The 13,668-nt window shown below is 58.6% G+C and carries 12 protein-coding genes and 1 pseudogene; 6 read left to right on the top strand and 7 right to left on the bottom strand.

The window, feature by feature from the left end:
- Positions 1 to 22: 22 nt before the first annotated feature.
- Positions 23 to 2,764, bottom strand: a complete 2,742-nt coding sequence (locus GYH35_RS26060) for a rhomboid family intramembrane serine protease (RefSeq protein WP_161829928.1) — start codon at positions 2,762 to 2,764, stop codon at positions 23 to 25.
- A gap of 101 nt (positions 2,765 to 2,865) precedes the next feature.
- Positions 2,866 to 4,020 carry a tetratricopeptide repeat protein gene (locus GYH35_RS26055; protein ID WP_161829927.1) on the bottom strand — a complete coding sequence of 385 codons (1,155 nt, stop codon included), beginning with the start codon at positions 4,018 to 4,020 and terminating at the stop codon, positions 2,866 to 2,868.
- Between the two features lie 127 nt (positions 4,021 to 4,147).
- Between GYH35_RS26055 and GYH35_RS26050 the strand changes: the two genes are divergently transcribed.
- On the top strand, positions 4,148 to 4,636 hold the full coding sequence (locus GYH35_RS26050) for a hypothetical protein (protein ID WP_161829926.1): 489 nt from the start codon (positions 4,148 to 4,150) through the stop codon (positions 4,634 to 4,636).
- Here GYH35_RS26050 and GYH35_RS26045 read toward each other — a convergent pair.
- A complete protein-coding gene (locus GYH35_RS26045) occupies positions 4,626 to 5,018 on the bottom strand; it encodes a hypothetical protein (RefSeq protein ID WP_161829925.1) in 393 nt (130 codons plus the stop codon). The two genes, GYH35_RS26050 and GYH35_RS26045, sit on opposite strands and share 11 nt — an antisense overlap.
- Before the next feature lie 57 nt (positions 5,019 to 5,075).
- Between GYH35_RS26045 and GYH35_RS26040 the strand changes: the two genes are divergently transcribed.
- Positions 5,076 to 7,004 carry a hypothetical protein gene (locus GYH35_RS26040; RefSeq protein ID WP_161829924.1) on the top strand — a complete coding sequence of 643 codons (1,929 nt, stop codon included), beginning with the start codon at positions 5,076 to 5,078 and terminating at the stop codon, positions 7,002 to 7,004.
- A gap of 114 nt (positions 7,005 to 7,118) precedes the next feature.
- Here the strand turns inward: GYH35_RS26040 and GYH35_RS26035 are convergent, their stop codons facing one another.
- Together GYH35_RS26035 and vapB are read right to left on the bottom strand one after the other, a co-directional pair.
- Entirely contained in the window at positions 7,119 to 7,502 is a 384-nt protein-coding gene (locus GYH35_RS26035) for a type II toxin-antitoxin system VapC family toxin (RefSeq protein ID WP_202624707.1), read from the bottom strand.
- 8 nt (positions 7,503 to 7,510) lie between these two features.
- Complete coding sequence (gene vapB, locus GYH35_RS26030) at positions 7,511 to 7,819, bottom strand: type II toxin-antitoxin system VapB family antitoxin (protein WP_202624705.1); 309 nt, start codon at positions 7,817 to 7,819, stop codon at positions 7,511 to 7,513.
- Positions 7,820 to 8,262: 443 nt separating this feature from the next.
- On the opposite strand from vapB, the gene GYH35_RS26025 reads away from it, so the two are divergent.
- From GYH35_RS26025 to GYH35_RS26015, 3 genes are all read left to right on the top strand, one after another.
- The gene (locus GYH35_RS26025; RefSeq protein WP_161813152.1) at positions 8,263 to 9,858 is read left to right on the top strand and encodes an N-6 DNA methylase; all 1,596 of its coding nucleotides are present in this window, start codon (positions 8,263 to 8,265) and stop codon (positions 9,856 to 9,858) included.
- Positions 9,855 to 10,136 (top strand): hypothetical protein, encoded by a 282-nt coding sequence (locus tag GYH35_RS26020; RefSeq protein ID WP_161813151.1) that lies wholly within the window; start codon positions 9,855 to 9,857, stop codon positions 10,134 to 10,136. Before GYH35_RS26025 ends, GYH35_RS26020 begins: the two co-directional genes overlap by 4 nt.
- Positions 10,137 to 10,259: 123 nt before the next feature.
- Positions 10,260 to 10,949 (top strand): hypothetical protein, encoded by a 690-nt coding sequence (locus tag GYH35_RS26015; protein WP_161829923.1) that lies wholly within the window; start codon positions 10,260 to 10,262, stop codon positions 10,947 to 10,949.
- Positions 10,950 to 11,013: 64 nt separating this feature from the next.
- Here the strand turns inward: GYH35_RS26015 and GYH35_RS35520 are convergent.
- Positions 11,014 to 11,121, bottom strand: a pseudogene (locus GYH35_RS35520) (peptide-methionine (S)-S-oxide reductase MsrA); the annotation flags it as partial.
- Between the two features lie 240 nt (positions 11,122 to 11,361).
- Between GYH35_RS35520 and GYH35_RS26010 the strand changes: the two are divergent.
- Positions 11,362 to 12,912, top strand: coding sequence for an endonuclease NucS domain-containing protein (locus GYH35_RS26010; RefSeq protein WP_161829922.1), 1,551 nt, complete (start codon positions 11,362 to 11,364; stop codon positions 12,910 to 12,912).
- Between the two features lie 94 nt (positions 12,913 to 13,006).
- Here GYH35_RS26010 and msrA read toward each other — a convergent pair.
- A partial coding sequence (gene msrA, locus GYH35_RS26005) for a peptide-methionine (S)-S-oxide reductase MsrA (RefSeq protein ID WP_407700228.1) occupies positions 13,007 to 13,668 on the bottom strand: 662 nt, incomplete at its 5' end.

The following is a 13,668-nucleotide window of genomic DNA, read 5'->3' as shown; positions in this document are numbered from 1 at the left end:
CGAGGGTTGTCAATATCAGACCTCAATTGCCGAACTGAGCGGCGTTGGGTCCAGAGCTCACGTGTTCGTTACACATTTCGATGGAATATTTGCCCATCCACGCTTGCGGAAGCACGCGATCGCCGAGCTCGGACACTACTGCGCGATATGTCTCGGCATCCCTTGCGCGACACGCCATCCAGGCATACACGTTTCGCAGCCAGTCGCTGTCTGGATAGCGATCCAACATGTCCTCGTAGCCTTCTTTCACTTTCGGCCACTTCGCGATCGTCTCGAGGAACAGATCGACCTCGTCGCCCTCGAGCCCGGCCAATGTGGTGTACAGCCTCGCGTACATCTCACGCCGTCTCTCGGCGGGCACTTTATCTTCGACATGCTCGATGAAGTCGTCGATCTCCACATATGAGCCGCCCCACTTCGGCAAGAGCGCCCGGAGCATCGCCCGATGCGGTGGGTAGTATTCGGGAAAGTCTTGCAGACTGAAGTCGACGAGCTGCTGCAGACCCTTGCGGTCTTCGGACCGATCGACACCGAGCGCAATTGCGAGCGGATAGTACGCCGGGCTCTGTTGTGACTTGTCGGCTGCATCCTTCAAGGCGGCGTCGGCCATCTCGAGCCGCAGCGCGTACTCGGCCCATGCTTGCGGCGACACCTCTTTTGCATAACCGTGTCCGCGCGCCTGCCAGGCCCAACTTTGGAACAGGAGCGCTTCGATCAGGTCGGGCCCGTCCGACAGCGGAAACGCCCGCCGCCATTTCGCGAGCAGCGAAAGCGTCGGCGCAGGGGTGCTGGCTTCCTTGAACAACGAACCCAGTCCGGCGATCGCAGCTTCCACCCGGCTGCCGCCATCGTCGAAGCTCACCAGCTCGCCGTCGTTTGGATGCAGCATGGCGTCGAGCGACGCGAAATCCTCGGTCTCGAAGGCGCGTTGGGCATCGCAGCCGGCGGCATGTCGTGCCGCATAGCCATCGGTTATCTTGCCCTTGATCGGGCCGACCTCCTCGCTCACGCACTTCCATGTGAATCGAGCAGGAAGATTGCGCAGCAGGCTGACGAAACGGCTCTGCGACAAGGCATGCGAAGGATCGCTCAGCGCTCGAAGCTCGTGTCTGTTCAATCTCGCCGCTGCCTGATCCGCAGAACGCAAGTAGTACGCCGCGTCGCTAAAGTCCGCAGCGCGCTCGGTCTTTGCGGCGTCCAGCAGTGCCGATGCCCACTCATATCGGCGGCGCGTGAACTCTGTCACGTCGGCCGAGAATTCCTTGAGTGCGGCTTCTCGCGGCACGGGCTCCGCCTTCAATCGTTCGTGAGCGTCGCGCCAGAAAACGAATACCTCAGGCTCGAATCGCTGGGCGAAGTGGCTCGAGCTCATCACGCCCGACACCGCAGCGGCCTGCAGCTCCGCGTGTTTCTGCAAGGCTTTGGCTTGCCCTTCGATAAACCAGCGATGCGTCGTCCAGTACTGGGCCGGTACGGGACGGTTGGTGGCCATGACTTGCATTTGCCAGAAGCCGCTCCCGATCGCGAGCACCACGAACCCTGTCGCGCCCGCAACTCGCAGAGGCTTCAGCGCGATACGTTCATCGTCTTGAACGGGACGAGCGAGCAGCGCTCCAAGAGCGAATCCCGCCAAGAGCCCGCCGACGTGGGCGGCGTTGTCGATCCCTTCGCTCATGAACCCGCTGACGAGATTGAAGAGAATGAAGGCCGACGTTGCGAGCCCGTGTCTCCAGACGATGCTTGGAGGAATGTACGTGCGACTGCGCAGGAAGAATGCAAGGCAGGCGCCGAGGACGCCGAAGACCGCACCCGATGCGCCGATGCTAAGGATAAAGGGATGCCACGCAACGCTGCTGAGGCTGGCGATGATCCCGGCGCCCGCATAGATCGCAGCGAACAGCCCATTTCCGTACAGACGCTCGGTCAACCGACCGATGCCCCACAGCACCCACATATTGAGCAGCAGATGGATAAAACCGGCGTGCAGGAACAGCGCCGACACCAATCGCCAGACCTGACCATCCGTCGTGAGCGGCGTCGTGTTCGCGCCCCATTGGGTCAGCGTCTCCAGGTTTGCGTTCCAGAACCCCGATCCAGAAAACAACAACGCGACGAACACCGCGACATTCGACAGGATCAGCATGCCCGTGACAAAGGCATGCGGCGTCATTCTGTTCAGCTCATGATTGAACTCGCGCCATTCGGCGGCTGATGCGCTCAGCGCGGAGACCCGGGTCGCCGGCAATTTGTCGAAGATGGCCTGCCTCGCGGCTGCATCTTCGACCAGGCATCGAATGTTCCGTCGCCGGCCGCTCTGAAATCGCGCCTCGAAGCTCACCGAACAGTCGTCCATCTGCACATGGCTGACATCGGCCATGCTCACGCGCAGCTCTGTCTCCAGCGCAACGCCCATCCAGTTTCTCTGCCATCCGACGATCGCCAGATCCGCGCCTTCGAACCGGATGACGCCGCTGCCGAACAGAACCGAGCGGGAAAGCACGCCCTGTCCCCAGCCGACGATGCCGTCGCCCGGCGTAAAGCGGACGGCGAACTCCTGTGAGTCGCGGAATGCAACGGCCTCGGGCACGGCCGATTCGCGTTTCGACAATTCGGCCAGCAGGTTGCGCAGATTCTGAGGATGCGACCAACCGTCAATCGTGTGCCGCAGATCCTGCAGCTGTTCGGTCGAGTACTTCGAAAAGTCGATCTGGCCGTCTTTGGGCGAAACGGGAACGCCGCCGGGGCCAGTGTCGTTTGCTGCCATGTGGGCACCCAGAGTAGCTGCTCGCGACGGGGATTCAACCTAAAGTTGATCCGGGAGTCGAGTACCGGTTAACAAAATCCAACGGCCCATCACAGGAAACGTCACGGGGAACCTCGATCGTTCTTGTCCGCTTGGGCACGCGATTGCAGCTCATCCAGTGTTGCAACCGCCTGCATGTACAGGTCCTCATCGTGCTCGCGCTCCGCCAGCTCCAGCCGCTGCTGAAAGTGGCGTCTGGCGCGCTCGCTGTCACCCTGCTCCTGCGCAAGCACGCCCAACTGAAAGAGGACGTCGAATTCCCTTTCAACCCGTTTGTGCAGGTGGGCGATCTCGAGGCAGCGCGAAAGGTATTGGCCAGCGGCTTCCAGCTCGCCCAGCTTGTAGCTGTTCTGCGCGAGATTGTTCAGCACGCCGCTCAGCGCACCGTCATGGCTGCCCAGCGCTCGTTCAGCATCGGCGAGCAGGGCCTGGTTATTGGCTTTCGCCGCCTCGAACTGCCCCGCCTCATGCAACCAGTATCCCAGGCTCTCGCGCAGTCCGAACCGTTGCAGCTGGTCGAGGCTCGTGACCCTGTCCATCCATTCGACGGCGCCGCGGGCGTGGACGACCGCGTTATCCGGAAGCTTCAACTTCTCCGCCGCCGCGAGCAGATCGTGATGAAGATAGAACACCTCCTCATCGGTCAGCGCCCGGTTCATCGCATGAATATCGAGGCTTCTTTCGCCCAGGACGAGCTGATCGACATGATTGCCGCGCTTGGCCTCGACCAGCGACAGCATGCTGTACAGCCGGCTCATTTCCGGCGACTGTTGGCCGATCCGCATCGCCACCGCTTCGAGCGCCCATAAATCGGCGATCATCCGCGAGGCGTTGAACGTCCCGGTCGGATCGAGAATCGTCCGTCGCAGCGGCTCGAATTTCTTCGCAAACTTCGCAGTTGCCCGTGCCGCCTTCTCGGCCTCGGCGATCTGCATCCTCGAGCAGTCTCCCAGACGCTCCATTTCCATTCTGTCTTCCGCGGCCGCGGGCGGCTCTAACAGACACCGCTGCACGAACCTGCCATTGATCTTCATCTGATAAACCCCCGTGACGAAAGCACGCGGGGCGGGATCCGGCTCGTTCGCCAGAGAATGCCCGGATAACAGCAGACAGATGCAGAACGCGCTTGCGGCCCTGAACATATCGATACTCCGGGATGTTGGTCTAGACTTCATTGTCACAGGCATCCGACGCGCGGAGAGTACCGCGACCTGCATATTCCTGCAGCCGGGGACCGACGGCCACTTGATGCAGTTCTCAGTACTGCATGCCGGTTTACTGGAGAATCCGGGCCACGATCGACGGAGCATACAAACGTGCGAGGCACCCTGAAGATCCGTGGCAATGGCACGGCCTTACCGCATCATGAAACAAAAGAAATCAAAGCCCACGAAAACCAAGCGGCCGACGCTGAAAACCCGCAAGCCGATCGACGAGCTCACCGCCAGCGACTTGAGCGCGTTTCCGATTTGGGAATACGCGCTCGATGAAGAGGAGGCCGAGGATCGGGACGAAACCTGGGTGCGGCCGGTCGATGCGCAGGTGGTACGCAAAGGCCAGTACTCGCTTACTGTGGCCGCCGAATTTCGCACACCAACAGGCACAACCTTTCCGGGCTTCATCGGAGTAACGACCGCTGAAGGCCTCGAGATCTATGGCGCTGTGCTGCTGCCAGAGGCCAAATACGTTGTGGTGGACCCCAGCAACGCGGCAGACCGCCGAGCAGCCGCCAAATCGCTGGGGACGTCGACCAAAGAGCTTTTCCCGCTGACATACACGCTGCGCGTGCGTGTCGGTAGAGAAAAGGAGCTTCGTACCGGTCTCATCCAATAGAGTCTCTGGACAATGCTTTCATGATCCGGCCTTGAGGATATTGGCCGACTCGCCCGTCTAACAATGGCATGTAGTACGCGGGTGAACCAGAATGAGAAAGCGACAGCCCTGGCCGAAACTGCTTCGTGCCCTCCTGTTCAATATTCTGCTCATGCCCGGCTCCCAGGCCATCGCCGCCGATCTTCCGGTAGCCAACTTGCAGGCTCGTGCATTTACCGAGGCGGATGCCATCGAGATGACGAACCTCGGGGACCCGGATTACTGGCATCACAATCAGTCGGTCGGCCGGGTTGCGCACTTCTCGCCGGACCAGACGCAGCTGGTCATCGTGCTTCGGCGGGGCAACCTTAGCGAAGGCGTCACGGAATACTCGCTGCTCCATTACCGTTCCAAGGACCTGCTGCAAGTACCCGCGCCGCAGCCGGACGTGATATTGCGCATGTCGTCCCGCTCGAATCGGGAAGTGTTCGCTTCTCCCCGTTGGCTGGCGGACAACCGTACGCTGCTGTTTCTCGGCGAACGGCCCGGCGAGGAGCGTCAGGTCTTCAGCGTCGACATTCACACACGCACACTCAAACAGCTCACACATTCCAGAACCGGCGTATCGAGCTATAGCGCCAGCGCCGATGGCGCGAGCGTCCTGTACATGGCCGAGGAACCGCAATCGGATATATGGAACGACCGGACGCGACGTCGCGGCATCGTCGTAGAAGAGCAGTCTCTGGCAGAGCTCATGGCGGGCCGGCTTCTACCCGATCCGAACCGAGGCGGTGAGCTTTACTATCTGGCGGCGGGCGCCTCCGCCGACGGCACAGATCGCGCAAAACGCATCGAAGTACCGGACGGGCTCGATGAGGACTTTACGCCCCTGCTCTCACCGGACGGGCGTCACGCGCTGCTGCGAGTCTTCGCCAGCTCGGCTCCGGAGAAATGGCGCGCCTACACGGATCCTCTGATCGCGCACTCGATGAGCAGCGTGCAGTTCATCATCATCGATACGCAAACAGGTGCGGTGCGCACCCGGGTCGATGCTCCGCAGCTGCGTGCCGATGGCGGCATTGATGGGAAATGGGCGGCGGACAGCACCTCGGCTCTGGTCACGCTGCTGTATTTGCCCATCGACGGCGTGAGTGCGCAGGAGCGGCAGCGACGCTTGTCGGGGCCCTTCACTGCGGAAATAGATTTGTCTGGAGCAGTGCGGGCGCTCGCGCCGGAACAGATTCTGCACATGGCAAGAATAGAACGATGGGAGAGCTCGACCAACGTCGCCACGTTGATACGCCAAACCGCAGATGGCCTGCAACGGACGTTCTTCAAAAAACAGAAGAGCGGCTGGCGCGCGATTGAGCCGCCCTCGACTTGGCGCAGCCCCGCGGAGGTCAGCTTGCGGGAAGGCATGAACCAGCCGCCGCGCATTGTCGTGCTTGACCCGAGCACCAAACAGGAGCTGACACTGCTGGAGCTGAATCCGCAATTCAAAAATCTCAAGCTCGCCCGGCAGGAGGAGATCCAGTGGCAGGCCAGCGACGGAACGCACGTGCGCGGGGGACTTTATTACCCGCCAGATTACGTGCGCGGCAAGCGCTACCCGCTTGTGATTCAAACTCACGGATGGATGCCGGAGCTGTTTGCAGTTGACGGCATTTTCGTCAGCGCTTTCGCCGCGCAGGCGCTGGCGAACAAGGACATGCTGGTGTTGCAGGCCTGGGATTTCCCCGCCAAAGACAACGCTGCAGCCTGGCAGCAGTGGGTATCGACCAAAGTTAACACGCCAGGTATGCACCAACTGGAACAGTCGATCTACGAAGGCGCGATCGATCACCTGGATAAGGCCGGCCTCATCGACCGTAACAAGGTGGGCATAATCGGCTTCAGCTTTACGTGCTGGTCGGTGAAGTACGCTTTGTCACATTCGCGCCCAGGCTACCGCTTCGCCGCCGCCGCCGTATCCGACGGATACGATGGCAGCTATTTCAGCTATGTCGCGTACGCCAACAAGCCCGATCGAGCCCAGCTGTTCGAACGCGTCATTGGCGACAAGCCTTACGAGTCCGGATTCCAGACCTGGCTGAAGAACAGCCCAAGTTTCAACATTGACAAGGTGGATACTCCATTGCGAATGCTGCCGCTGGGTAATCCGGAGAGCCTGCTAAACGACTGGGAGTGGTTCACCCTGCTGCGGCGAATGAACAAGCCTGTAGAGCTGGTGATGGTTGAAGATGGCACGCACACGCTCGTCAAACCCTGGGATCGCATGGTGGTGAGCGGCGGCAATGTCGACTGGTTCGATTTCTGGCTCAACGGCCGCAAAGATCCGGCGGCCGAGAAAGCCGAACAGTATGAGCGTTGGGAAGGAATGCGGCCCTGAAGTTCAGCCTGGCAATAGCATTTTGAGAATAACTTTCGCAGACTTTTGGCGGCGTAAGCGCGTGAGCCCCAGTTGTACCGATGCCACGCACTACGTGCCTCGACACCTCAGAACCTAGCTCCACACCTCAGACTTGAGACCCGGCACATGCGCAAAGTGCCTGAGATTGTTCGTCACCAGAGTCATGCGTTGTGAAACCGCGTGGGCCGCGATGAGCAGATCCATATTGCCGATTGGCTTACCAGCCTGCTCCAGAGCAGAGCGAATTCGTGCGTAGTGGGCACAAACACCGTCTGTCCAATCGAGAATCGCGAGACGCTCCAGGAATCCTTCCACCAGTTCGACGAGTTGCGGACGGCCTGCCTTCTCAGCCCCAAACCGCAGTTCTGCAGCTGTCATTACGGAGACGCACAAAGAATCGGCATGCTTCTGGAATTTCTCAGCCAGTGCGGCAGGACGACGCCTGATGATGTAGCTGGAGATATCCGTGTCCAGCATGAACCCAGTCATAAAGGCTCACGCGACTGCGGCGGGAGATCGCCGCGATCGGCCAGGAAGTCATCGGGCACCTCAGTCTGAAGTGCGAAGAAAGACGACCAGTCGGGTCGTACAGGTGAAAGCACCAGTGCGTCTCCCTGCTTACGGATGCGTACTTCTTTGACGTTCTCCGGGAACTTCAGCTCCTGGGGTAACCGCACAGCTTGATTACTTCCGTTACGGAATATCGATGCGCGCTTGGTGGCAATTCCAGCGGCCGACTTCGGCATGACGGCTCGCGACACCACTTTGCGTTTATGGGACGAGGGACGCTTCATGCTCAAACCTCGAACTTAGGCGTGCTCAGCATATGCGCGACATATGCTTTGGTCAAGAAATGACAGATTAGTAGGCAACTGATCACCACAGGTCACCGTTGAAATTGCCACCACACGTCGTCCTTAGACAGGAGATGTAAACTATCATAATCACAGCGTGACTGGATAGAGTCACGCCGTGATTGACAACAAAACAGAGTAGGGGCATCTTCCGCGTCTAAGTGAGACGCCAAACTTCTCAACCCGTCGCTCTCCCGTCTTCAAGGATCAACCATATCCTTGAGTCGGTGAAATCGCGCCTGTCCCCGCAAGAGGGGCTCCAGCTCATTGGGCAAATCGCCGTTTGGCGCCACCTGTCGCGCCGACATCTGCATGAAGAAGATTCTGGTGATCGGAGCGCCCCATTAAGAGGAGTCAGGCATGCACAGGAGTGCTTCCGAGCGTTGGCGACCGCCACGGATGATAACGTCGGCAAGCTCTTCAGTACTCGGATGGCCATTCTCAATGAGTTACGGGATCTGGAACTGAGCGAACTGAGCCATCGCGTGGTCGACACTCTCGACCATCTCGGCGCCGCCTGGTTGGCCGATGAGCTTGCTCGCGCCTGGATTCCGCTAAATCGTCAAACACAGGTGCTAAGTCCCGAGCTCTCGGATCTGATTCTACGAATAGCCAGACACGTACAGAAAGCAGAAGGCGTGACATTCCTCGGCGCGTCGTCGGAAGCCGTCGCAGTTGCCGCCATGCGGCGGGGAGTGGTACCCAAGCTGGTGTCTCCGTATCAAGCGACGCTGACATTGATCTGCGCCCTATTGCGAGACGTACAAGCGCTGGTGGAAGAGCGACACCCTTTCGAGCAGCCTTACGAATCGCCACTAGATCGAACGACTCCCACGATTGCCATACCTTCCCGGCTCGGCCGCATCGAGGCCGATCATGAAGCGCGCTACGCAGCACGCAGCCCCCTGGGAGCAGCGACTGATGAAGCTCTCTATGTGGAACATCTTTTACGACACACATCCGGTGTCGCAATCGTGCTCGTCTCCGCACGCTTTCTATTTGCTCGCGGGCCCGAGGCTGAACTGCGCCGGGCGTTGGTTGAGAACGGCAGGCTGAAAGCCGTCATCTCGTTCCCAGCGGGACTACTGGAACCAAACTATGTTCCGTTTTCATTGCTCTTACTAGATAAGAAACAAAGCGACAACCACACCGTTTTCTGCGCCGGCGACCCGTACGTTGGCAAGGACCCAGGAAAGCAGCGCGCGACCCCACGCCGCTTCGTGAATCAATCGCAACTGCTTGCAAATATCCAGCACCCGACCTCACCACTGAGCCGTGAGGTTTCGAGCACCGAAATCGCCAGTCGAGATTTCGACCTTACGGTGCGCAAATATGTCAGCACGCAGGCGCAAGAAGCACTGAAGAAAGCCGCCGGGAATCGGCCTCGCATGCCGCTGGGAGAATTGGTCGAGATAATCAAGCCGCAGGCGCTGCCCTCGCAGAGTGACGCCGGCATCGAGATCGGTGAAATGCACCCCGCCGAGCTTCCGATTCACGGCTTTGTTACACGCGGCGCGCGCATGCGCTACGTCGACGCAGAGAGCCTGCGTCGTAACGCCCGACAGGTCCTCAATCGAGGAGATCTGCTACTGGCTGTCAAGGGAGTGATTGGACCAAGCGCTATCGCCATGCCGGAGACGACCATCGTCCCGTCGCAGGCATTCGTCATCCTGCGCCTGCGAGAAACCTCTCTCATCGAAAGACCGACCGCTTTACTGATGTATTTGCGCTCGCCTCTGTTTCAATCGCTGTTACAGGCGGTGGTGACAGGCACAACCATTCCGAATATCTCCCTCGCGGATCTCGGGCAACTCCCAGTGATCATCCCGACCCGAGAGCAGCAGCAGCACCTGCATACGTTGTTCGAACATCAGGCCCGGCTGCAAGACCAAATCAACGAGCTACGCCAGAGCCAGAATGATGCTGCGGTTGAGACGTGGAACGGTCTTGGACTGTCTCCCGAGGACCTCCGCACGTGACCAGAAAGTCGACGGATCCGTTTGGCGGCGATCACTGGACCACGGTTGCTCTGCGCATTCTCAACGACAATCGCGAGCGCACTATCGGCAGGCGCTTCTTCGGCGTGGCCAGCACCCTCGTGTTCGTTACCACCGTCTTCCATCCCGCCAACATCTCCTTCGTCGTCAAGCTGTCCATGGTCGTGGCCATCGAAGCAGCCATCGGCCTGCTTGCCATCCTCATGATCAAGCTCGAACGTCGGACGCCACGTAGGCTTTCTGACAAATCAGCCGCGTGAAAGGGCCACTCACAAACGATGAGAGCTCAGGCCGGATGAGCAAAGCCACGTTGTGACTAGCGAACCTTGCGAGTCGACTGCACCAGTAGTTAGATCAAGTCGAAAACAAAAGAGGGCGAGAGCATGCCCAAGAGAGACTACATTACCGAGATCCTGGCTCGGAAGGGACGCCACCACAAGCGTGGGTCGCGCTGGCAGCACGCTGCGAGACGGCTTCTTGAACTAAGCTACGCCTTCAAGCACATAGATACTCCGAATCAAGCGCCGAAGCGTGCGCGCGATGAGCTGTTTCGATACATGCCAGTTGCGCACGTAGCCGCGTTCAAGGGCTTCTGCCGACTCGCATACGCTGACTTGATCAACTTCGGAGATCCATTCCTGACGAACGCCCGCGCACTGAAGGATCTGCGCTTCTCAATTGAACCTGTGTTGGCCGTTGAAGGTGGTTTTGCCAGCGGCGGCGAGTTGATTGCGCATTTACTGCCACACAAGAGCGCATCTGATGTTCAGAGGAACTTCAGCACTCTGTTGGGCGAAGATTTTATGAAGAAACTCGAATCCGAGAGTTTCACGCCGCACGACTCCGACGAGCCATTCCCAATGGCGGAGATCAGCGAGGCAATATGGCGAGGATTACATCGGATTTTTGAGATGCGCCATATCATCTGTCATGAGCTCGCCACCAAGGTTCATTTCTCACCAAGAGAAATCAAAGAAGTAACTCAACAATGTGTGGTTTTTGTAATCGTAACCGAGCAACTCCTGACAAGGACGCTGGCCGAGACAGCGAATCGACCGGCAAACTCAAGATGACCGCAACCAACCACTGGCGGATTCGCTCACGATCACCCAGTCCCTCCGCAGTTTCACTGCATTGCTATGCCGATCCCTGTGCTTCTTCCGGAATTTCAAACGCAACCCCACATCTCCCAATCCCACAGTACCCATCCGGATTCTTCGCCAGATACTGCTGGATGTAAATTTCTATTGGTCGATGGCTGTTCTTTGACGACTAACACCAGCAGTGTTCGGACAATGAATTGAATATTTACAATAATCTCCCTCAAAATTTTGGCGACGGGCACGGCGCAGTGACTAGACGATGTAGAGCTTCTGATTCAATCAGGGTGGGTCAGTTATATGATCCAGCTCTGCAGCGCCTCTCGTGAAAGTCGGCGTACAAGTGTAATAGATTAGGCAAATCAGCAGCACGGAGGGAAGGCCATTGGCGGATCATCTGGAATCGAGAATAAGAGACTATCTCGCCGATCATCTGGAATTGCTGGAGAGCAATCTGACGCTGATATCAAGGGAGTACAAACTCGACAATGAATTTGGCACAGGCGGCTTCATCGACATTCTAGCTCGCGATGCGTTCGGTCACTTCGTGGTGATAGAGATCAAGCGTAGTGATCAGGCCGCGCGTGCGGCTATTCACGAACTGCAGAAGTATGTTGCCCTATTGCGCGCGGATCAGGGCCTGCGACCGGACCAGGTGCGCGCCATACTTGTATCCACCCACTGGCATGAGCTGGCGGTACCGTTCTCCGAGTATTTGAAGATCAGTGACGTTCCGACCGAAGGCTTCATCCTCGTGGCCGAGCAGTCAGGCGTCGTGACCTCTGCAACCGTATATCGTGCCAATGAGCTTGCCCAACCGTTGATCGCCAGCTGCTGCCAGGACCTCATTCTGTTCACAGACGTCGCGACGCGTGATGCCAACTACCCTCGGGTTATCAGCGCCGCACAACGCGCCGGGCTTTCGGACTTTTTTATCTTGAGCCTGGACTATCGGGGTGACAATCAGAAGGTCATCTTTCCCCACGGCATCTATCTAGTCTTCTCGAGTCCTTTTCAGACGATGTCAGCCCGAGAAATCCGTGCCACGAAACGCAGGATTTCGTGGGACGCGGAGATCGAGCCCGCGGATGAGAATTTTCTGGTCGAGTTTCGAAGGAAACTCGGCTTTATGGGCGACAGTAACGAGATCGGCAATCCGGAGAAGTTGGCGACCATACTGTCAAGCGGCTGGCAAGTCGCAGTGGCTCATCGCGCTGGTCGCTACTCGACCAACCAACAGCTTCTCTCCAACCGCGACCTCGTGATCGCAGCAACCCGACAGGAAGGCGGCGCCGCGTACTATCTCACGAGTACCGCGTCGCCGAAGTATAGCCCGAGCTGGTTGAAGCTGAAGCAAAGCGCGCGGGATGTGCTAGTCGGCGATGATCATTGGGGCGCTGTTTTTAGAGGGATCTTGGCGGAAGTAGCCAGGACTCGCCCGAACGCCACGGTATCAGTCAACATCTACAATCCAGCCCGCATCGTCCTCGGACTCGCCAAGCTGTTTCGCTACAAAGACATGAGTTACTTGCCAAAGCTGCAGGTAGTGGTCGAGGACTCGGCCGAGATCCATTTGTATCACGGCGAACTTGCCTGGAATGGACAGGCCGTAACGATGTCCGCTCAGCAGTGGCTGACGCGAGCCTTCGGATCAGCTAATGATTTCCTGTTCAAGCAACATTTCGGTCTCGTTCACGAGGATGAAGCGGCGGCCCGGCAGCTGTTGGGACTCGCGTCATTCGTCGTCGAGATCGCCAATGTGGGCGGGACGAACCAGAAGATATCGCTTCTTGAGAGCAGCAACGGCCGATTGCGGCGAACGGCGCCGCAGAACCTTCCCACGGGATCAATCGCTCAGTTTGTCGAGACCAACGGGCAGTTCGGCTTCAGCCTGCTGGAGGAATTGAGCAACGTCAGTACGGGCTGGGTAGACTAGCTCTCCGCTGCGGCGATTCATCGTAAGATCGTTTCTTAAAACCCACGCAGCAACCTAGTACGGAGCACGGAGAGATTCTCAAGTTATCCGACGATTATGCCTTCGCTGTCTCTGACTCCTCTGGCAAAGAAAAGCTAACCCCACACCCCCCAATCCCACAGTACCCATCCGGATTCTTCGCCAGATACTGCTGGTGATAATCCTCCGCATAATAAAACTCCGGCGCATCGAGGATCTCGGTTGTGATCTTTCCGTGGCCCGCCTTGGTCAACCGCTCCTGATAAGCAGCGAGACTTTTCTCGGCAGCCGCCTTCTGCTCGGCGTCGTACACATAGATGCCGGAGCGGTACTGCGTGCCGACGTCGTTGCCCTGGCGCATGCCCTGGGTCGGGTCGTGCGATTCCCAGAAGGTTTTCAGCAATGTTTCATAGCTGACCTTGTTCGGGTCGTAGACGACGCGGACGACTTCGTTGTGAGCGGTGTAGCCGGAGCACACTTCTTCATAGGTCGGGTTCGGCGTGGCGCCGGCGGCGTAGCCGACGGACGTGCTGTAGACGCCCGGGACTTGCCAGAACTTGCGTTCGGCGCCCCAGAAGCAGCCCAAACCGAACAGGGCGAGCTTGGCGCCCGCCGGGAACGGCGGAACGATGCGATTGCCGTTCACGAAGTGCTTTTCGGGGACGCGCAGCGCGGTGGTGCGGCCGGGGAGGATGTCGGCGGCGTCTGGCAGGACGGCTTTTTTACGGAACGAGTACA

This window comes from Steroidobacter agaridevorans, assembly GCF_009932555.1.
In the GTDB taxonomy this organism is placed as follows: Bacteria; Pseudomonadota; Gammaproteobacteria; order Steroidobacterales; family Steroidobacteraceae; genus Steroidobacter; species Steroidobacter agaridevorans.
This window is presented reverse-complemented; position numbering and strand designations above follow the sequence as displayed.